Source organism: Pseudomonas fluorescens group sp., assembly GCF_020093335.1.
In the GTDB taxonomy this organism is placed as follows: Bacteria; Pseudomonadota; Gammaproteobacteria; order Pseudomonadales; family Pseudomonadaceae; genus Aquipseudomonas; species Aquipseudomonas petroselini.
The window spans coordinates 57,612-78,370 of record NZ_JAIOKW010000012.1 but is presented as its reverse complement, the minus strand read 5'-3'; the positions used below and the strand labels follow the sequence as shown (position 1 = coordinate 78,370).

17 protein-coding genes are annotated in these 20,759 nt (G+C 61.1%); 6 read left to right on the top strand and 11 right to left on the bottom strand.

The window, feature by feature from the left end:
• Positions 1-61: 61 nt before the first annotated feature.
• The 3 genes from K7431_RS15180 to K7431_RS15170 are packed head-to-tail and all read right to left on the bottom strand — an operon-like array spanning position 62 to position 3,049.
• On the bottom strand, positions 62-961 hold the full coding sequence (locus K7431_RS15180; RefSeq protein ID WP_012722468.1) for an alpha/beta hydrolase: 900 nt from the start codon (positions 959-961) through the stop codon (positions 62-64).
• A complete protein-coding gene (locus tag K7431_RS15175; RefSeq protein ID WP_012722467.1) occupies positions 958-2,352 on the bottom strand; it encodes an aspartate aminotransferase family protein in 1,395 nt (464 codons plus the stop codon). Before K7431_RS15175 ends, K7431_RS15180 begins: the two co-directional genes overlap by 4 nt.
• Positions 2,345-3,049, bottom strand: coding sequence for an MtnX-like HAD-IB family phosphatase (locus K7431_RS15170; protein ID WP_012722466.1), 705 nt, complete (start codon positions 3,047-3,049; stop codon positions 2,345-2,347). The genes K7431_RS15175 and K7431_RS15170 overlap by 8 nt, the downstream gene beginning before the upstream one ends.
• A gap of 228 nt (positions 3,050-3,277) precedes the next feature.
• On the opposite strand from K7431_RS15170, the gene K7431_RS15165 reads away from it, so the two are divergent.
• Both K7431_RS15165 and K7431_RS15160 read left to right on the top strand, forming a co-directional pair.
• Positions 3,278-4,048, top strand: a complete 771-nt coding sequence (locus tag K7431_RS15165) for a MipA/OmpV family protein (protein ID WP_043204856.1) — start codon at positions 3,278-3,280, stop codon at positions 4,046-4,048.
• Positions 4,049-4,104: 56 nt separating this feature from the next.
• Positions 4,105-4,977: a fatty acid desaturase family protein gene (locus K7431_RS15160; protein ID WP_012722464.1), complete on the top strand. Its 873-nt coding sequence runs from the start codon at positions 4,105-4,107 to the stop codon at positions 4,975-4,977.
• A 68-nt stretch (positions 4,978-5,045) separates the two neighbouring features.
• Here the strand turns inward: K7431_RS15160 and K7431_RS15155 are convergent, their stop codons facing one another.
• From K7431_RS15155 to K7431_RS15135, 5 genes are all read right to left on the bottom strand, one after another.
• Complete coding sequence (locus tag K7431_RS15155; protein WP_043204854.1) at positions 5,046-5,450, bottom strand: EamA family transporter; 405 nt, start codon at positions 5,448-5,450, stop codon at positions 5,046-5,048.
• The gene (locus K7431_RS15150; protein WP_012722462.1) at positions 5,447-5,827 is read right to left on the bottom strand and encodes a transporter; all 381 of its coding nucleotides are present in this window, start codon (positions 5,825-5,827) and stop codon (positions 5,447-5,449) included. Before K7431_RS15150 ends, K7431_RS15155 begins: the two co-directional genes overlap by 4 nt.
• Positions 5,824-6,744: a hypothetical protein gene (locus K7431_RS15145; protein WP_012722461.1), complete on the bottom strand. Its 921-nt coding sequence runs from the start codon at positions 6,742-6,744 to the stop codon at positions 5,824-5,826. Before K7431_RS15145 ends, K7431_RS15150 begins: the two co-directional genes overlap by 4 nt.
• A 185-nt stretch (positions 6,745-6,929) precedes the next feature.
• Positions 6,930-7,583 (bottom strand): DsbA family oxidoreductase, encoded by a 654-nt coding sequence (locus tag K7431_RS15140; protein ID WP_012722460.1) that lies wholly within the window; start codon positions 7,581-7,583, stop codon positions 6,930-6,932.
• A gap of 55 nt (positions 7,584-7,638) precedes the next feature.
• Complete coding sequence (locus K7431_RS15135) at positions 7,639-8,658, bottom strand: alpha/beta fold hydrolase (protein ID WP_012722459.1); 1,020 nt, start codon at positions 8,656-8,658, stop codon at positions 7,639-7,641.
• Positions 8,659-8,916: 258 nt separating this feature from the next.
• Between K7431_RS15135 and K7431_RS15130 the strand changes: the two genes are divergently transcribed.
• On the top strand, positions 8,917-14,367 hold the full coding sequence (locus K7431_RS15130) for a dermonecrotic toxin domain-containing protein (RefSeq protein ID WP_224265925.1): 5,451 nt from the start codon (positions 8,917-8,919) through the stop codon (positions 14,365-14,367).
• 88 nt (positions 14,368-14,455) lie between these two features.
• On the top strand, positions 14,456-15,373 hold the full coding sequence (gene metR / locus K7431_RS15125; RefSeq protein WP_012722457.1) for a transcriptional regulator MetR: 918 nt from the start codon (positions 14,456-14,458) through the stop codon (positions 15,371-15,373).
• Positions 15,374-15,424: 51 nt separating this feature from the next.
• Here the strand turns inward: metR and K7431_RS15120 are convergent, their stop codons facing one another.
• Genes K7431_RS15120 through K7431_RS15110 form a run of 3 tightly spaced genes read right to left on the bottom strand, consistent with a single transcriptional unit; the run spans position 15,425 to position 17,675 of the window.
• Positions 15,425-15,931, bottom strand: coding sequence for a GNAT family N-acetyltransferase (locus K7431_RS15120; RefSeq protein ID WP_012722456.1), 507 nt, complete (start codon positions 15,929-15,931; stop codon positions 15,425-15,427).
• Positions 15,932-15,936: 5 nt separating this feature from the next.
• A complete protein-coding gene (locus tag K7431_RS15115) occupies positions 15,937-16,353 on the bottom strand; it encodes an NUDIX hydrolase (RefSeq protein WP_012722455.1) in 417 nt (138 codons plus the stop codon).
• On the bottom strand, positions 16,350-17,675 hold the full coding sequence (locus K7431_RS15110; protein WP_012722454.1) for an HD domain-containing phosphohydrolase: 1,326 nt from the start codon (positions 17,673-17,675) through the stop codon (positions 16,350-16,352). The genes K7431_RS15115 and K7431_RS15110 overlap by 4 nt, the downstream gene beginning before the upstream one ends.
• A 218-nt stretch (positions 17,676-17,893) precedes the next feature.
• On the opposite strand from K7431_RS15110, the gene K7431_RS15105 reads away from it, so the two are divergent.
• Positions 17,894-19,768 (top strand): putative bifunctional diguanylate cyclase/phosphodiesterase, encoded by a 1,875-nt coding sequence (locus K7431_RS15105; protein WP_043204853.1) that lies wholly within the window; start codon positions 17,894-17,896, stop codon positions 19,766-19,768.
• Positions 19,769-19,822: 54 nt separating this feature from the next.
• Positions 19,823-20,758, top strand: coding sequence for a cytochrome-c peroxidase (locus tag K7431_RS15100; RefSeq protein WP_085983628.1), 936 nt, complete (start codon positions 19,823-19,825; stop codon positions 20,756-20,758).
• Position 20,759: the final 1 nt, after the last annotated feature.

Sequence of the window (20,759 nt, the reverse complement as noted above, 5' to 3'; positions counted from 1 at the left end):
GTGGTGAGCGGGCTTGCCCCGCGCTGGGGGGCGAAGCCGCCCTAAAAACTGCAATTGCGGTTTAACTGGAAAAACTCAGTGCCGGAAATGGGGCGGCTTCGCCACCCAGCGCGGGGCAAGCCCGCTCACTACATAGAGTTCGTTCGCTGATGAAAGCGGCGCTTAGCTCGATCACTCGGCGGTATTGCAGGTCGACGGTGATCATGTGGTAGCAGTTGTCCAACAGGATCTTGGTCACCGGCCCGCCAAGATGGCGCTCCACGTAATCGGCGTTCCAGCGGCTGGTGATGTCGTCCTCGATGGAGTGCAGCACCAGCGCCGGTACGTTGATCGACGGCATGCGTTTTTTGACCACGGCGTTCATCCAGTGCAATTCACGCACCGTCACGCCCTCCATCGTCAACAGGCCCGCCTCGCTGCTTTCGCCTTCCTTCATCTGCCGTTCAACGATGGCCCGCAGGCGTTCATTCTTGATGCCGTAGGGCGGCTTCTCGGTAAAGCGGAACAGGCGCACGCCGAACGGGATACGGATCAGCAACGGCGTGATGAACGCCATTTTGTTGATGCTCCAACCGTCGTACTTGAGCGTGGTGGAATACATCAGCAACCCGGCCACCTGGCCCGGATGCTCCGACGCCAAGTACATCGACATCACCGCACCCATCGACAAGCCACCGACAAACACCTGCTCGTGGCGCTGCTTCACGCCCACGAAGGTCTTGCGCACGCCTTCGTACCAGTCACGCCAACCGGTGGCTTGCAAGTCGCTGTTGTCGCCGCAATGCCCGGCCAGGGTAGGCACGTACACCGTGCAGTTGCCCGCCTTGGCCAGGCCCTTGGCGACCTGGCGCAATTCCGTGGGAGTGCCGGTCAGGCCGTGGATCAACAGGATCCCGACCGGACCTTCACCGAGAACGAAGCCGGCATCACCTTCACCGAGGTCGATCTCTGCCATGTTCACCGGTTGGTCGCCCGCACCAGCAGTTGCTCAAGCAGCTTCAAGCCCAGTTCGATTTCCGGGTAGCTGATTTCCAGGGACGGTGCCAGGGTGATCACGTTTTTGTAGTAACCGCCCACATCGAGGATCAGCCCGAGTTTTTGGCCATCCACTACCATGTCGCCCTTCATGCCTTCTTCGACCATGTAGTCCAGGGTCGCCTTGTCCGGCGTGAAACCATCCGGGCCGCAGATTTCGCAACGCAGGGCCAGGCCCAGGCCGTCAACGTCGCCGATGATCGGGAAACGTTTCTGCAGGTCTTGCAGGCCTTCGAGGAAGAATTTGCCCTTGGCCATGACCATCGCGCCGTAGTCGACTTCGTTGGTCATCTTGAACATTTCCAGGCCGACCGCCGTGCCCAACGGGTTGGAGGCGAAGGTGGAGTGGGTCGAGCCTGGTGGGAAGATCTTCGGGTTGATCAATTCTTCACGGGCCCAGATGCCGCCCAACGGGTTGAGGCCGTTGGTCAGGGCCTTGCCGAACACGATCACGTCCGGCTGCACGTCGAAGTGCTCGATCGACCACAACTTGCCGGTGCGGTAGAAGCCCATCTGGATTTCGTCGGACACCATCAGGATGCCGTGCTGGTCCAGCACCTGCTTGAGTTCGCGGTAGAAGTTCATCGGCGGGATCACGTAGCCGCCGGTGCCCTGGATCGGCTCGACGTAAAACGCGGCGTATTCGCTCTGGCCGACTTTCGGGTCCCACACGCCGTTGTATTCGGTCTCGAACAGGCGGGCGAATTGCTGCACGCAGTGGCTGCCGTACTCTTCCTTGGTCATGCCTTTAGGGCCGCGGAAGTGGTACGGGAACGGGATGAACTGCGCGCGCTCGCCGAAGTGACCGTAGCGGCGACGGTAGCGGTAGCTGGAGGTGATCGACGACGCGCCGAGGGTACGCCCGTGGTAGCCGCCTTCGAAGGCGAACATCAGGCTCTTGCCGTTGGTGGCGTTACGCACCACTTTCAGGGAGTCTTCAATGGACTGCGAACCGCCGACGTTGAAGTGCACACGACCGTCGAGGCCGAATTTCTTCTTGGCGTCGACCGCGATCATTTCCGACAGCTCGATCTTGCCTTTGTGCAGGTACTGGCTGGCGATTTGCGGCAGGGTGTCGATCTGTTTTTTCAGCGCGTTGTTCAAGCGCGGGTTGGCGTAACCGAAGTTGACCGCCGAGTACCACATTTGCAGGTCGAGGTAGGCCTGGTCTTCGGTGTCCCATACGTAGGAGCCTTCGCAACGGCTGAAAATACGTGGCGGCTCGATGTAGTGGACGGTGTCGCCGTAGGAGCAGTATTTGGCTTCTTTATCCAGAAGGATCTGGTCTTCGGCGGTAGCGATACGGATATCAGACATGGTGGAAGAGTTCCTGATTGTCAGAAGAGCTGTTGAAGGTGGTGGCGTTGGCGGCGATGCCCTGTGGCAGCAGCGCCAGCAATGCAGGCACTTCGGCAAAGGTGTCGAAGCGCGCGTGCGGAATGTGGTTGGCCACGCAGTAGTCGGCGAGGCTGCCCTTGGCAAACACGAAGTCGGCGGTGGAGGCCACGCACATGTCGGACTTGCCGTCGCCGATCACCAGCACGCGCTTGTGGCGCGGCGTGGACTTGCACTTGCAGTTGCCGGAAGCGGCGCGGCAGGCATCGCTGGCGTACGGGAAGTCGATGCGCCAGCTGTTCTGGTCGACCTGGCGCAGACGGTTGGCGAGGATCGGCAGCAGGGTCACGTAGTTGCGTGACAGGATCCGCGCGATGCCCTGCTCGATGCCGTCGCTGACGACTTCGATGGACGCACCCAGGCCGATCACGTGATCGACGAAGTCGGGGAAGTCCGGGTCGATCTCGACGCTGTCGAAATACGCCAGCAGTTCGGAGGGGGTGGCCTTGATCAGTGCCAGTTGGCGGCTCAGGCATTCGCGTGAACCGATATGCCCATCCAGCCATTCCTGTTCGATGGTTTCCCACTCGGGCCCGGCGAAGCGTTGGAGGACGTTGTCGATGACATCGGTAGGGGTGATGGTCCCGTCGAAGTCACACACGATATGCCAGTGGATCATCGTTGTTTACCTTGGAGGAGCGCGCTGTGTGCGCTTGCAACAAGGGGTAGAGCAGGGAGTGTGCCAACTGGCGCAGGCCCAGCGGGGCTGGGGCTTTGCTCGGAATGGAGGGCGATTTGTGTCGTAGCAGCTACAATTTTTGTAGCTTGCTACAAACAAGATGAGTGCTTGCGTGGGCACGGCGCTTTGCGCGTTCATGCGCACGTATTCAATCAAGGAACTGTGACCATGTTGAGGATCACATGCGCTGCACTCGCCGGGTTACTTGGCCTGTGGAGTGTTTCAAGCCTGGCACTGGCCGACGGTATCACCGGCGAAGTCGGCGCAGGCGTCAGCTACCAGCCCCATGACCCTACCGGCAGCCGCTACGAAACGCGGCCGGTGCCCTATTTCGATCTGGACTGGGGCTCCGTCAGCCTGAGTACCGATGACGGCTTGACCTGGAGCGCCTTGGACACCCACGGTTTTACCGCAGGCCCGTATATCAATTACCTGCAGGGGCGCACCTCGAACGGCTCGCTGCAGGGGCTGCGCAATGTGTCGGACATGGCCGAGGTGGGCGGTTTTATCCAATATGCGCCGGCTGATTTCTGGCGGGTATACGCCCAGATGGGCCAGGCCGTCGGCGGCGGGCGAGATCAAAGCGGTGTGCTGGGCAAGGTCGGCGGTGAACTGGGTTATCCCCTGGGTGGCGGCATCATTGGCAGCACCGGCCTGCTGGCGCACTTTGCCGACGCCCGCCAGACCCAGACCTTTTTCGGGGTTGATGCCAATGAGTCCGCGGATTCCGGCATCCGTCCCTACAACGCCAGTGGTGGCTTCCAGAACATGACGCTGACCCAGAGCTTTGAATTCCCCCTGGCGGCCAACTGGTCGCTGTTGACCAGCGCCAGCTGGGTCCACCTGGTAGGCTCGGCCGCCAACAGCAGCATCGTCAAGGAAACCGGCGACGTGAACCAGGGCCAGGTGCAGACGGCCATCAGCTATAAGTTCGATTGAGGTTGGTCTGGGCTTTGCAATGAGGTGCTGGAATCCATTTTTCCAGGACATTCTTCATGGCTCGCCCCGCTTACCGCCTGCTGCATCATTCACTCTGGGACCTGGTGCCCATCGCGCTGGGCCTGGCGCATTTCGCCTTTGTCGTCTGGCTGGTTGGCGCTTTCCACAGCCTGGACTGGTGGGCCTTGGTGCCCCTGGCGCTGGTCTACGCGATCAGTCTGTCGTGGAGCATCAACAGCATCTCCCACAACCAGATCCATAACGCCTACTTCAGCCATCGCGCGATGAACCGGGCCTTCGACCTGTTGCTGTCGGTGACCATCGGTTTTTCCCAGACGCTCTACCGCGATATCCACAACCGCCATCACCGTGGCAACGCCGACCTGCCGGGGCCGGATGGCAAAACCATCGACCCGCTGTCGATCTACCAGCGCGGCCACGATGGCCAGCCGGAGAACCCGTGGGCCTATACCTTCCTGAGTTTTTTCCGCGACGATCCCAAGCCCTTCTATGACGAGATGAAGCGCAAACGCCCGGCGGATGCGCGTTGGGTCAAGGTCGAGATCGGCGTGACGGTGGCGTTCTATCTCGCCCTGGCCTTCTGCAACTGGCAGGCGGTGGTGTGGTTGCTGCCGTTCTGGTACCTGGGCCAGTGCCTGTCATCGCTCAATGGCTACTACGAGCACTTCGGCGGCAACCCGGACCTGCCGATTGCCTGGGGCGTAAGTGCCTACGGCGTGCTGTACAACCTGATCTGGATGAACAACGGCTACCACGCCGAGCACCACTACCGGCCGAAGATGCACTGGACGAAAGTGAAGGCGTTTCATCGAGAGATTGCCGAGCAGCAGCGTGCGGCTGGAGTGAAAACGCTTCCGGTGTCCCATGGATTAGGATTTTTAGTCGCACACCGCAAATTCCGCGGCTGATCCCGACCTTGTAGTGAGCGGGCTTGCCCCGTGCGAGGCCAGCCCGCTCACTAAAAAAACCAAGCCGATCAGTTCTCTTCACCTTCGGCCAACAACACAATCCCGCCAATGATCACCGCCACCCCCACCCAGTGTAGCGGGCTGATATGTTCCCCCAGCCCCAGCCACGAACCCAGCAACACCACCACAAACACCAGTGAACTCAGCGGAAACGCCAGGGACAGGCTGCTGCGCCGCAGGATCAGCATCCAGACGAAAAACGCGCCGATATAACTGGCGATCGCCGCCAGGATCCCAGGGTTGCGCGCCACCTCACCCAGCCACTGCCAATTGAAATCCATCTGCCCCAATTGATCCCCGGCCACTTTGGTAAACAGCTGGCCCGCGCTTTCGGTGCAGATCAACAAGGCCCACAGCACCACCGTGCCGAAGCGCCCGTGCAGCCATCCGGTATTCATCGTTTGCGTACTCATGCCTGGCTCCCTGCAATCGCCACCAACATCACACCCAAGGTAATCACCAGCGTGCCCGCCCAACGGCGGCGGCTGACGGTCTCGCCCAGCACCACCTTGCCCGCCAGCACGACCCCGCAATACGCCAGCGCGGCGGCCGGAAACAACAGGCTCAACGGCGCGCGGGACAAGGCCTCGAGCCACACGAAAAATTCGATCGCATAGGCGCCGATCCCGGCCCACAGCAACGGCGCATTAAACACTTGGCCCCAGAACGCATTCAGGCGAAAGCCGCCGTCCAACTCGGGCAACCGGTCCAGGCCGATCTTGAAACACAGCTGGCCGATCACATCGAGCACGATGGAAAACGCCACCAGCACCACCACGGTCAAGGTCACGGGAACAGCTCCTCAAACAGATCAATCAAGGCTTCATTGGTGGCGGCGTTGCGCTGCAGGTCTTGCGCGCTCCAACGCTCGGGTGGCGGCTGGTCGGACTTGGCTTCCCAGCGTTTGAACGCATTGCTGAAGGCAGGCTGGGCGAACTCGCCGCACACATCGATGCCGATGATGCGCTTGCGCGCCGCCAACGCCCGCAGGGCTTGCAGCAGGTGAGTCAGGCGCATGCCGCCCTGGTCCCAGTTGGTCGCCGCGTCTTCACTGGCGAGCACGTCTTTGTCGACGGTGATCCAGATCGCTTCGGTGGGCAGGCTGCTGATCATCTGCTCGAGAAACGCCGTCCAATCCAGCTCGGCCAGGTTGCGCCAGTGCAGGTGGTCTTCCTGCTGACGATGGCCGGCGCCATCGCCTACCCGCCCCCAGACTTTCGACGGCGCGTGCTGCCAGGGAAACAACTGCAAGTGCCCGCGCTTGAGGGCGCCAAGGTTGCCGCCGCGCAGTTGCGGGTTATGCAGGTCGTCGCTGCACGGGCCGAGGGTGACGATGCGTTTGATCGCCGGCATTTTCAGCGCACGGTTGACCCACGAACCACAGTGGCGCTTGGGCGCGAAGCGTACCCAGTCGGGGTGGTTGTCGAAGTGGATGAGGCTGATCGGTTCTTTGAGATCGGCCAGAAAGGCCGGTGTGAGGTGGTGATAGTCGCCGGAGCCGACAAACAGGATTTCCGGCCGCGCATCCGTAGGCCGGGGCCGTTGGGCCAGGCGTTCGGCGAAGCGCTTCCAGGTTTTTTCGGTGGACCACAAGCGCAGCTTGGGGCCCAGGTCCAGCAGGTCGATACGGTGGGCGCGGCCACTGGCCAAACGCCGGGCAATCGGTGCCTGGGCGGTGAGGCTGTGGTCGAGGTCAAGAATGTTCAAGGCAGTGTCCCCTAAGGCTTTAAGGGGTCAATGCAAGGGACGGGCCAGCACTTATCTCAAGAACACCGAGAAACAAATGTGGGAGGGGGCTTGCCCCCGATAGCAGAGTGTCAGTCAACACATGTCTTGACTGAACCACCGCTATCGGGAGCAAGCCCCTCCCACAGGTTGACCCGTGTTCGACTTTAGTTTTTCGCGTCGTTGATGATCTGGCGAATCGCGCCCACAAACGCCTCCGCCGGCTGCCCACCGCTGACGGCGTACTGATCATTGAACACGATGGTCGGCACCGAGCTCACGCCACGGGAGATCCACAGCTGCTCTTGCTCACGCACGTCGACGGCGTATTCGTCGGAGGCAAGAATCTCGGCCGCGCGTTTGATATCCAGGCCGACGCTTTCGGCGATGATCGCCAGGGTGGCGTGGTCGGACGGGTCCTGCCCATCGCTGAAGTACGCCTTGAACAGCGCTTCCTTGAGGTTGTACTGCAACCCTTCCAGCCCGGCCCAATGCAGCAGGCGGTGGGCGTCGAAGGTGTTGTAGATGCGGCTCTGGCCATCGGTGCGAAAGGCAAAGCCCAGCTCGGCACCCATGTCGCGGATACGCGCACGGTTGGCCTGGGATTCTTCGGCGCTGGAGCCGTATTTCTCGGTGATGTGTTCGACGATGTTCTGACCGATGGCAGGCATGTTCGGGTTCAGTTCGAACGGCTGGAAATGGATCTCGGCCTGCACCTCGGCGCCAAGCTGGTCGAGGGCTTCGGTCAGGCCGCGCAGGCCAATGATGCACCAGGGGCAGGACACGTCGCTGACGAAATCGATTTTCAGGGGGGTACTCATGGCAGGCAACCTCGCTAGCAGTAATGTGCCGTAAAGGTTGCACGATACACCAATGTCACAACACCTTTGCAGGCTCGCCCAAGTCAATCTGCGCCCAGTGCGCGGCATCTTCGCGATGGGCTTGCAGGTACGGCAACACCGCCGCCAGCAACGGCGCCTTGAACGCTTCCTGGAAACGATGGGCCAGGCCGGGGATCAGCTTCAACTGACTGCCCTGGATATGCGCCGCCAGGTGCACGCCATGCATCACCGGCAGCAACGGGTCAGCAGTACCGTGCACCACCAGGGTCGGCACGCGCAGTTGGTTGAGCAACGGCACGCGGCTCGGCTCGGCGAGGATCGCCATGATCTGGCGCTTCACGCCGTCCGGGTTGAAGGCCCGGTCGTAGGACAGCGCCGCCTGGTGCAGCAACACCTGGCGATCATCCTTCACGTTCGGGCTGCCCAGCGCCGCCAGTAGATCGGCTTGCTGCTCCAGGGCCACTTCACGATTCGGCGCGCTGCGCCGCGACAGCAATTGCACCAGCGCCGCGTTCGGTGCCGGCAGGCCTTCGGCGCCGGAACTGGTCATGATCAGCGTGAGGCTCTCGACCCGCTGCGGCGCCATGGCCGCCAGGTGCTGGGCGATCATCCCGCCCATGCTCGCGCCCAGCACGTGGAATTGCTGGATCTGTAAGGCGTCCATCAAGCCGATGGCGTCGTCGGCCATATCGGTCAAGGTATACGGCGCCGCCACCGGCAGGCCGAGCTTGTAGCGCAGCACTTCAAAGGTCAGGTTGGCATTGGCCGGTGCCTGGCGCCACGTGGACAGGCCGACGTCGCGGTTGTCATAGCGGATCACCCGAAACCCTTGCTGGCACAGGGCGACGACGACTTCGTCGGGCCAGTGGATCAACTGCCCGCCCAGTCCCATCACCAGCAGCAAGGCCGGGTCGGACGCACGGCCGATGCTCTGGTAGGCGATGCTCACCTGAGCCAGGTCGACCGTTTGGGTCGGGACATTAACGTCACATCGAGAAGCCGCAAAAGACGGCAGGCCGAACAATAGAGCGGCCAGTAAAAGCAACACGCGCATGAAAAACACCGAAACGCAGAACCCCAGTAGAGCGCGAGTCTGATGAAGTTTGTTCAAGCGCGCTGCCACAGTTGCGTGACAGTTTGATGAAGCCCGCTCAACGGTCACTGCGACAACTATCTAAGCCCCCACAGAAGTCACGCCGACGTTCAATGCCCGTTACTTCATTGATCCCGAGACATTCTGATGGCGGAACAACTCAACACACGCATTACCCTCAGCGACATTCGCAGGCCCTCATCCCCTCTAGGCCGTGCTGTGGATGAAAATCTCTTGCTGCAAGCGCGCGAGAGCTGGCAGGACAGTCGCCAGCGTTTGCGCGACCTGATGGCGACCGCGCCCAGCGTGCGCGCATCGATCAACACACTGATCAGGCAGGAATTGGACGTGGATGGCGAGCAGGTACATCTGCATTTCGCCGCGCAAGGTGATGCCCCTGCCCGGGATGTCACGCTCACGGACGCCTGGGCCTACGCTCAACAACACTATGCGTTCGCGGGCGTAGACCCCACCCTCGACCAACGCTGCACACTCACTGGTCTCTCTGAAGAGACGACACCGGTTGCGCTGCTGCAACGGTTGCTGAAGCTGAACCTGCGGCATGGGATCAGAAGCCACTGGATCACCTGGTGGATTGCCCGCGCGCCCGGCACCCCGATGGCCCGGCGCGAACTGGCCAACCAACTGTACCGCCAGCATTTCCTGGCCGCCGCCCAACATGCCGTCGCCGTGAGCGAGATCAATACCGACCAGGTGGCCCCGCTCCTACGGCTGGTCGATCCACCTGCCGACGAACAACCCGCCGACGGCCAGGCCCTGTATGTCGAGCAACTGCTGTTGACGTCTGCCAGCGGCCCTACGGTCGAGGTGCCGGGTGTATTGGTCATGACCCGTACCGACCAGGACAACCCTGTGACTCAGTGTGTGTACTTGCCCACCCGACAGCCGGCGCTGATGGTGTTCGGCGACCGCGTCCGCCTGGAAACCTGGCTACGTGATCAGCCGGAATTGTTCCCCGGCGTCACGCAGATAACCCGCGAGCACAGCATCGAGTACCGCACGGTTGAGACCCCCTTGCAGGCGGGGCTGACACACCTTCAGGAGCATTGGATCAAGCAAAAACAAGACACCCTGACGTCTGCGGCCGACGGTGATTTGGCCGAGCACGGCGCGAGCGCGCTGCACACTGCCGAGCGGATCGACCGCCTGCAACGGGAGCCACTGTTCGCTGCAGCCCCAGAACTGCCCGCTGCACCCGACAGTACCGAAAACCCGCCGCCCTTTACTGGCTTGACCGCCGATGTGCCATTGGGGCTACGCCGCCAGGCCTTGAAACAACAGCAAAACGCCCTTGAAGTCTTCGTGGGCGAGGACGACTCGCGCCTGGCCTTACTCACCCCTCTATTCGATGCACTGCATCAGGCCCGGCAGCAGGCCTACACAGCAGCCGGCGCTTTGCTCGATCAAAAACCGGCGCTCATGCTGTCGGCGCTACTGCAGAAGCACACCCCTCAATACACCGCCCTGCTGCAGGCGCGATGGCAGGGGTTGAAGCAGGAAGCCGAGCTGCTACGACAGTTGAATCAAATCAGCATCCCTGAATACCAGTGGTTGATGGATGGGCTGGACCCCGACAAACCACCCGCCAAGGACATCGCGGTCGCCTGCCTCGTCCTGTCCATGATCGAGCAGAAGAACGGCGAAAAAACCATCAGCCAAAAAGAACTCGAGGGTGTGCTGCTGATTACCCAAGCCAGCACCTTGAAAGCATTGCCCTCCTCGCCCAACAGCCTGCTGCTCTACTGGCCAGGCCACAATGGTGGTGTGCATCGCTTTGACAACTTTGCGCAGTTGCAAGCGTGGTTCTTCGTCCAAACCTCCACTCAGCCGGCGCTGACGCTTGAGCCCCGCCTGCTGAGCCAGAAGGCCTTCGACTACAGCTTGCACCAGCAGCTTTCCAACGGTGTGCAGCAGATTGAAGTGCTGTTGCACCGTACATCCGAGCCCGAACAAGCCCTGCAACAAGCCACTGAACTGCAAGCCATCCGCGTAAAACTGCTGCACGAACTGGGCGTACCGGCGAATGAAGCACGCGAACTGGCTTATACCCAGTGGCGTGAGCGACAGCAGACGGGCGCCCTGGCCGAACACCTGACCACCTGGCTCACTACCGTCAGCGCCGAAGACCGAGCCCAGCTCAAGGCATGGATCGAAGACTATTGGCGGGCCATGCGCAGGGCCGATCACGCACTGGAACAAAAACTGCCCCTGAGCCACACCTACTGCAAGACCCAGCTTGAAAAGCGCCTGAACCGGGATTTCGCCCTCAAACAGCCCTTTTCCGTGACACTGGATTTGCCCGAAACCGTTGCCCACCGGCAGCACTTTTTCGCCGCGCCCGGCGCACCGGGAACCCCGACCAAAACCGTGCTGGAACCCAGCACGGCCCGAGTCAGCCTGAGCCTTGAAGACCTGGCGTTGGGTAACATCGATAACGCACTCAGTGAACGCCTGGGCTTTATGAAAGTGCTCGTCAGCACGCTCGATACGAATGAGCGTGAAGTCCTCGCGGCAGCCCTCACCCCGCGCTACGTGAAAACAATGGTCACCGAGCTGGACGTGGCACAACAGTATGAGGACCTGATCAAGGAGACATGGCTGGGCACCGACCGGGAAGCCTCGTTTACTCGCGACGCTCGCCTGGAATGCCTGATGGAACCCCACCGCCTGATACTGAAGATTCAGGGGCGGCTGGCACACCTGAATGGCACCCTCACGGCGGATGAACTGCAGGTGTTCAACCGGGCCGCCGAGCAGGCCAAGCCGGTGGGTCTCGTTGTGCTGCCGGCCGTACTCAGTGTCGGCGGGGCAGACACCGATGACGGCCCCAGCACGTTGTCCGGCATCAGCTTCATTGAAGAAAAAAGTACCGGGCTGACCCTCCTCTACCTGCCCGACAGCCCGGACCGCCAGTACGTGCGGCGCTTCGATACCCGCGAGCAAGCCCGCCAGGCCCTCTACAACCTGTGCCTGTCCAGCGACATGGTCAGTTACCTGGCCGCACGCGCAGTGCCCGGAGACGTCGAACGCCATGCCGGCCGGATCAACCAGGCCGTGCTGAAAAACTATAGTGCCCTGATTGCCATCGGCAAACCCTGGCCAGGCGCACCGTCGCTGGCCACTCACGTGTTCAACGCCCACATGGGCCGCTTGCTTGAGGCTCACCGCGCCACCTCACGCTCCAACAGCGAGCTGTACCGGGAACGCTATGCGATGAAGGGTGAGCAGGCCTTTACCTGGATCAAGATGGCCATGGGTGTGGTACCCATCGTGGGTACCGCCATCGGTCTGCACGATGGTTGGACCAGTGCCAACGAAGCCGTCCGTGCGTTTCGGCGCGGCGACCCGGTTGAAGGATTACAGGCGGTAACGCAGGTCCTTCAATCACTGATCGATGCCGCCATCGACGTGGGCACCGGCGTGCTCATCACCCCGAATGCCGCGCGTGCACGCACCGCCGCGCGCCAATTGCGCAACGCGTTCAACGTGAGCGGTTATTTGCGTCCGCCCCCGAGCCGCAGTGCCCATATAGGCCTGCGGTTCAGCGGTTACGAATACGAGAAAGCGCTCTCGCTCGGCCACCTGCAGCCGGCGACGTACGGCCTTTATCGTCACATCTACCGGCATGCCGACGGCGACTTCATCCTGCGCAGGCATGCGCTCTATCAGGTTGAGCTGCAGGATGGTCACTGGCGCCTGAGCGGCAACTCGAAAAAAACCTACAAGCAGCCGATTGCCCTGGATGAAACCGGGCAGTGGGACACGCACTTCGGTGTCTACGGCACCTCACACCCCGGTGGCCTGGCAGGCGGCGGTGCGGCGCTCGGGCACCTGGCGGACAGGCTGGACCCGCTGTGGCCGTTGGCAATTCGTGAGCGTCTGCCGCGCTGGTGGACCGATCAGGTCTACCGTCGGCAGTACGCACTCGAGGCCAGCATTGACCAGATCTATCATCGTTTCGACCAAAACCATAAGCGCGTAGGGACTCTGGTAGATCGCTACGAAAACGGCGAGACCGCCCTGTTCGACGAGCTTGTAACCGACCTGACGCAAGGCATAGCGCTTGCTAAACAGCTTCATGAGCAGTTCGAGCAAGTCCTTCCATTTTCCCGCGGCAACCGGGCCAGCGTTGGGACTAAAGCCAAAAGTGATGCCGCGTATGAAGTGGTCTGGAAGTCACAATGGCTGATCAAGCTCAGGGGAGAACGGATGGTCACCCATTCCGATGACATTGAAAAACTGACCGCTCTCCTAGAGGCCATGCCCTATGAGCAGGTGACGGTACGGGCGGCCCTCAGAGAACAGATCAGGGGCAAACACATTGCCAACCTTGAGCACTTTCGCCACACCGAGACCGCGATGGAGACCATGAACACTTGGAACAGCCGGGTCTCCCTCCGTGAGCACCGACAACGAATAAACATTGCCTCAGAGGTGATAAACCGGCACCTGTCCGAGAGAAAACGTAACTACACCAAGGTCGCCGCCCTGCTGGACGTCATCGATCATGGCAAGGCACTGTCGGACGTCTCCTGGCATTACCTGCAAGGTGCGCTGAAGAACGCCAAAACCACGACCTGGCGTGCGTTGGATCTGCAAACCGACTTGCTGGAAATCAGTTCGAACCTCAATCAACGCAACACGATCCTCAATTTCTGCATTGATGCCTACGAAAACATGCGGATGAACCTGGACCGCTGGTCAACCAGTTACCCCCAACATTTCGACGCGGTTTACGTCCCCCAACTGCGCGCCGAACTGGAAAAAATGGCCGAGCGCGCCCGTAAAACCTTGCGTGAGCCTGCACCGCGCAAGCCTATCAGCAGCCCCCGCAGAATTTTCGAAACTGAAGACAACACGCTGCTGATCGGTGTGGAAAGCTGGGAACCCTCGACCCGCGTACGTCGCTACACCATCACCGGTGCCCAAGGCCGTACCGAAATCTGGGAGCAAACCGCCAATGGCCGGTATTACCTGACCAACCCCGAGCCGATTGCCGAGGTTGTCGCCGCCAGGAGCCTCAACGCCCTGATCAGTGAAGCGCAAGCGCGACTGAAGGCCGTGGCGGCTTACATCAAAAAAGTGCGTGACTACGCCCGTCAAGGCCTGTTGCCGGTGGAGATGGAGGAGATGCTGGCAAGAGAGGCCGATGAGCTGCTCACCCGGGCGCGAACCATCGCGCCCTTGGCACCCGATCATATAACCCTCAAACAGCTGCAGGACGGCGCCACACAGCTGACGACAACCGGCCGTGCCCTGCGGACGGAGTTTTCCCTGTCCAGTAAAAAGCCCACCGATGGCATGCTCGATGACCTGGCCAGGCATAACGTGGTCGAGGTAAGGCGTAACAGCGGGTTGAAACGCCTGCCCCTGTTACGTGAAGGGCGTCCGGATTTCATGCAGGAATATGAAATCTGGGATTTGACCGCGTTGCCGCCAACGCCGCTGTGGTACGCGCACTTTCATTACAACCGGCGCGCAGCCACATTCGATCAGTTCGAGAAAGCCCACTTGAAGCTGCCGGAGCATCGAGGCCTGACTCACGGTGATGACCCGACATTGCCGTTTTCCGATATCGGCAAAAAATCCTCGGCGCTGCCTCATATCCGTCCGTTGTGGGTCGCTGCCGACGAGGTTTCGGCGTCGTGACGCTCGGCAGGGGTTGAATGAGAGGCTGTAAACATGAGACAAATTCAACTATTCCTTCTCAAACATCAAATTTACTCATGGATAACCCGTGCTAGAGATCCGCCACCTCAAGACCCTGCACGCCTTGCGCGAAGCCGACAGCCTGGTCGAAGCCGCTGAACGCCTGCACCTGACTCAATCGGCGCTTTCTCATCAGTTCAAGGAACTGGAGGAGCGCCTGGGCATGCCGTTGTTCGTGCGCAAGACCAAGCCGCTGCGCTTCACCAGCGCCGGCCTGCGCTTGCTGCAACTGGCCGACGCCACCCTGCCGCTGCTGCGCGGCGCCGAGCGCGACATTGCACGCTTGGCCGGCGGCACCGCCGGGCGTTTGCACATGGCCATCGAGTGCCACAGCTGCTTCCAGTGGCTGATGCCGACCATCGACCAGTTCCGCGATGCCTGGCCGGAAGTCGAGCTGGACCTGGCCTCGGGCTTTGCCTTCGCGCCGCTGCCGGCGTTGGCCCGGGGTGACCTGGACTTGGTGGTGACGTCCGACCCGCTGGAACTGCCAGGCATTACCTATGTGCCGCTGTTCACCTATGAAGCCATGCTCGCCGTGGCCAACCAGCACGCGCTGGCGAACAAGGCCTACATCGTGCCGCAAGACTTGCTGACCGAAACCCTGATCACCTACCCGGTGGAGCGCGACCGCCTGGACATCTTCACTCGCTTCCTCGAACCGGCCGACGTTGAGCCGGCGCAGGTGCGCACCTCGGAACTGACGGTGATGATGATGCAACTGGTGGCCAGCGGCCGTGGCGTGTGCGGCATGCCCCACTGGGCGCTGCATGAATACAGCTCGCGCGGCTACGTGAAAGCCAAGCGGCTGGGTGAGAAGGGTTTGTTTGCGACGCTGTATGCAGGGATTCGCGCGGACATGCTGGATGCGCCGTATATGCGCGACTTTCTGCTGACCGCGAAGGACACCTCGTTTTCCACCTTGGATGGGGTCAGCGCGGTGCGTTGAAAGGCTCAGCTCAACCGGTGGAAGGGGGCTTTCCCCCTCCCACAGGGCGTATCACTGGTCTTGCAGTTCGCGCCACATGTGGATTTTGTCGAAGTAATCCACGCCCACCCGCACCGCCAGCGGTTCCAGACCGTACTGGGTGAACCCACAGCGCTGGTACAGCGCAAACGCGGCGTCATTACCGGCGGTGACGGTCAGCTGGATCACTTTCAAGCGCGGATGTCGGCGCGCTTCATCCAGGGCCGCCTCGACCAACCGCAGGCCCAGGCCTCTTTGCTGATAGGCCCCGGTCACGTACATACCGAACAGGGTCACCTTGTGCCGCGCCTTCTCGCGTGGCTCGTACGCCAGACCGACAATACCCGCCAGTTCATCGCCGTCGAAACCGCCCAGCAGCCGATCCAGTGGGTTGTCGAGGCGCTTTTGCCACCAGCTCAACGGCATCGCCGCCCGCTCGGCCACGCTGGAGGTGAATGCCTGCGGATAGGCGCCGTACGCCTCCAGCATCAAGGCCCGATAAGCCTCGGCGTCGTGGGCCCCCAGTGCACGGATGATCATAGGCTTCAGGCCGTTGCGGTCAGTGACGCACGGTAAAACGGCAGGATCAGGTCGCGTGTCAACGGCGCCAAGTGCAAGCCGCCATCACCGGCAGGATCGATCCAGCGTACCTCTTCGATTTCAGCAGCGGGGGTGACCGGCACATCGATGCGTACCTGGAACAACTCAGCTTCGACGGTAAAGCCCGGCTCGTTGACCGCGGGCGCGCTGAAGTTGCCGAGGTAGAGGGCTTGGCTGGGGTCGATACACAGGTTCAGCTCTTCGTGCAGCTCGCGGGCCAGGGCCTCGGCAGGTTGCTCGCCGGCGTCGATCTTGCCACCAGGCTGCATGAACGCTTGGGTGCCACGCTTGCGTACAAGCAATGTTTGGCCGTCGCTGCCGATCAGGAGGGCGGCGGCGATGCGGATAGTAGAGGTGCTCATGAAAGGTTCGCGGTCTCTTCGGGTACTTTGATAAAAATGGCGTATTTCGCGCCTTCCATTGCCTCAAACGCAATGAGCTTGTCCACCAGCGGCAGGTTCAGCACCTTGCCGGCGTTGAGCAGCAACATGCCGTTATCGGCATTGAGGTTACGTGCCAGGACCATGCCGTCCGCCAGTTCACGGGTGGTCAGGACCTTGACGGTGGGATCGCCCAGCGTCACATCACTGAGGAACTTGGCGCAGGCCTGAATGAAATCGTCGACCAGGCTGGGGTCGTAAAGGCGCCCGGCATACTTCTGGATGTAGAGCAGCGCTTCATCACTGTTCATCTGCCGCTCAAGGATCAGGCCTTTCTGCAACTCGATGAAATCCACCGCCAGTTTCAGCAGGCGTGAACCGAACGGAATCGCCTCCTCCTTGAGGTGATCGGGAAAGCCGCTGCCGTCATAGCGTTCCTGGTGGTGGCGAATGATCCGCGCCGCATCCTTCATCGGCTCCAGCGTCATCAGCAGCGACTCGCTCTGCGTCGGATAGGCGCGGTACAGATCGCGGTCAGTGCTGTGCAGCCTATCGGCCGGGGCGGTCATCATGCTGTCGGTCCAGCTCAGTTTGCCGATGTTGTAGAGCGCGGCGGCCATGGTCAGGTCGCGCGTGCTGACCTCGTCCATGGCCTGGGCGTTGCAGTACACCCGGATCAGGTCGATCAACTGGCGGTTGGTCTGCTTGTCCTTGGGCAGGCGCAAGTTGGCCAACAGCGAAAACACCTCGGTGCCCGTCACGTAACTGCGCTTGAGTTCTTCGTAGGCCAGGTCGAGCATGTCGGCGGTCTGCTGCAGCTCGCCAGTGCGCGACTCCACGCGTTTTTCAAGGGTCGCGTTGAGCGTCTTGAGCTGCTCGTTCTGCGCCTGGGTCAGGCGCTCCAGGCGCTGATGTTCCAGGGCCTGCTGCAGGATCAGCTTCAGTTCATCGTCATTCCAGGGTTTGCCGATGTAACGGTGGATCTGGCCTTCGTTGATCGCCTTGATGATCGTCGGGAGGTCGGCATACCCGGTCAGCAGGATGCGGCTGGTGGTGGGATACATATCATGGACCTTGGCCAACAGCGTGGCCCCGTCCATGCCCGGCATGCGCGCATCGCTCATGACCAGGTCGATGGGCTGCGCCGCCATGATTTCCAGGGCCTGGGCACCGCTGCCGGCGAGCAGCACATCGTAGGGCTGGCCGCGCAACAAGCGGCGCAGGCTATTGAGGATCGACTCTTCATCGTCGACCAGCAAAATGGTGGGTTTTTCGGTGGAAAGCTTCGCGAGTTGTTCATCCATGCCGACTGCGCCTTCAAATTAAACAAAATTGAGCTACATTGAGCCCTTGTCCCAAGCCGTCTTCCCTCGCTTAAGGCGTGGGGTTGATTTGACGCCAACTGGCCGTCGATATCAAGGGAGCTCGACTATGCTCTCATAGCCGCTGGCAACCCGCTCAGACGTGCAACCAGGGAAGAAGTCATTATGCAGTCGAACCTTTTGCAGTCGCCGTGCGCCGTATGACCCCGGATTCAGTCAAGGCCAACCGTCGTATTCTGATCGTCGATGACACTGCCTCCATCCACCAGGACTTTCGCAAGATCCTCTGTGCCGAGACAGACGCCCAGCCCTCGCTGGACACCCTTGAGCACACCCTGTTCGGCACCCCGGCCAAAGTGCGCCAGGTGTTTGAGCTGGACTCCGCCTACCAGGGTGAGGAAGCCCTGGCCCTGGTACACAAGGCACTGGCCGCCGGCGCGCCTTATGCCATGGCGTTCCTCGACATGCGCATGCCGCCGGGTTGGGATGGCTTGCAAACCATCGAAGCCCTCTGGAATGCCGACCCTAACCTGCAGATTGCCCTGTGCACGGCGTATTCCGACTATTCCTTCGAGGCCATCGAAGCGCGATTGAAATACAACGACCAGTTGCTGATCCTCAAAAAGCCCTTCGACAACCTGGAAATCCGCCAGATGGCCAGCGCCTTGACGTGGAAGTGGCAGCTGGCCCAGGACGTCGCGCTCAAAGTGAGCAGCCTGGAGCGCACCGTTGAAGAACGTGTGCAGGAACTGCTGAAAGTCTCGCACCTGCTGCAGTACGACGCGCTGACCGAATTGCCCAACAGTACGCTGCTGGGCGACCGGCTGACCCAGGCCATGGCCTTGGGCCGTCGGCATGACACCCAACTGGCGGTCATGTTCATCGGGCTGGACCGTTTCAAGCGCATCAACAATGCCCTGGGCTATCCGGTAGGCGACGAGGTGCTGCAGCAGGTCAGCCAAAGCCTGGTGGCGGCGGTGCGTGAGTCGGACTCGGTGTTCCGCTACGGCTCCGACGCGTTCGTGATCGTGCTCAACGATATCCTGCACCCCCAGCAGACCCAGGGCGTTGCCCAGAAACTCCTCAAGGTCATCAGCGCGACTCGCCACGTCGCGGGGCATGACCTGAGCATCACGGCCAGCCTGGGCATCAGCATTTACCCCAATGACAGCGGCACCGCGGTGGAGTTGATCAAACACGCTGAAACGGCCATGCACACCAGTAAAGAGCGCGGCCCCGACAGTTTCAGCTTTTATACCGACGCTATGAACCTGCGCGCCCAGCATCAGCAAAACCTGGAAAGTGCGATCCGCCAGGCCTTGAAGCGCGATGAGTTTGTGCTGCACTACCAACCGAAGCTGGACCTGAAATCCGGGCGGATCGTAGGAGCAGAAGCACTGATACGTTGGTTTCAACCCCGCTCAGGGTGGGTCAGCCCCGTGGATTTCATTCCCGTGGCTGAGGACAGTGGCCTGATCGTGCGCCTGACCCAATGGGTACTGCGCGAAGCCTGCCAGCAGGCACAGGCGTGGCGCGTGATGGGCCTGCCCTCGCTGTGCATCTCGGTGAATATCTCGGCGATTGACTTCCGCCAGCGGGATTTTGTCGACAACCTGGCCGCGATCCTGAAGCAAAGCGGCCTGCCGCCCGACCGACTGGAGCTGGAGATCACCGAAAGCGTGTTGATGCAAAATGTCGACGACACCGTTGAAATGCTGAACAAGATCAAAGCCATGGGCGTACGCCTGGCCCTGGATGATTTCGGCACCGGTTACTCCAGCCTCAGCTACCTGCGACGCTTCCCCATTGACGTGCTGAAAATCGATCAGTCTTTTGTGCAAGGCCTGAATGTGAATAACCAGGACGAACAGTTGATCAGCGCTATCATCGGCATGGGCAAGAGCCTGCGGTTGAGCATCATCGCCGAAGGGGTGGAGACGCTGGAGCAGCTGAAGTTCCTGCAAACCCAGCAATGTGAAGAAGGCCAAGGCCATCTGTTCAGTAAGGCTGTACCTTCAAAGGATTTCGCCCAGTTGCTGCAAGTGGGCTCCGCGCCCCTGATGCCCGATCAATAGCCGAACGCAAGGAGTGCTCGTTTGAGCGCAGTCTCAACTACTCGAATTGGCCTGATGTTCACGTGTTGGCTGGTCACGGCAGCGCCCTTGATGGCCGCCCCGTTGGACGAGCCGCTCAAGCCGTTGCCGGCGGCGCCGACCCTGGACCCGGCTAAAGTCGAACTGGGCCGCCAGCTGTTCAACGAGCCGCGGCTGTCGGCCAATAACACCTTGTCCTGCGCCAGTTGCCATCGACTGGACAGCGGCGGTGCCGATGACAAACCGTTCTCCATTGGCTTCGATGGCCACCCGGTGGAGATCAACACGCCCACGGTGTTTAACGCCAGCCAGAATTTCAAGCAGTTCTGGAACGGCCGGGTGGACACGCTGGAAGCGCAGATCGAACAAGTGGTCATCAGCCCGGTGGAGATGGGCAGCGACTGGAAAACCGTGGTGCAGAACCTGTCCGCCCTGCCCGCCTACCAGGCCGCCTTCAGCCAGTCGTACTCCGACGGCGTCACCGCCGCCAACGTGCAAAATGCGCTGGCCACTTATGAGCGAACGCTGCTGACCCCCAACTCGCGGTTCGACCGGTACCTGTTGGGCAATACCGATATCCTCACGATCCAGGAAAAGTACGGCTACCAGCGCTTCAAGGATTACGGCTGTATCGCCTGCCACCAGGGCATCAATATCGGCGGCAATATGTTCCAGAAGTTCGGCGTGATGGGGGACTACTTCAAGGCGCGCGGCAACCCGGTCGAATCGGACCTGGGGCGCTACCTGCTGACCCAGGACGAGGAAGATCGCCATGTGTTCAAAGTGCCCAGCTTGCGCAACGTGGCGGTCACCGCGCCGTATTTTCACGATGCGTCGGCCAGGACACTGGAAGAAGCGGTGGATGTGATGTTCACCTACCAACTGGGCCGCACGCCCTCCGCCGAAGACAAGGCGCTGATCGTGCAGTTTCTCAAGACCCTGACCGGCGAATGGGCAGGCAAGCCGCTATGAG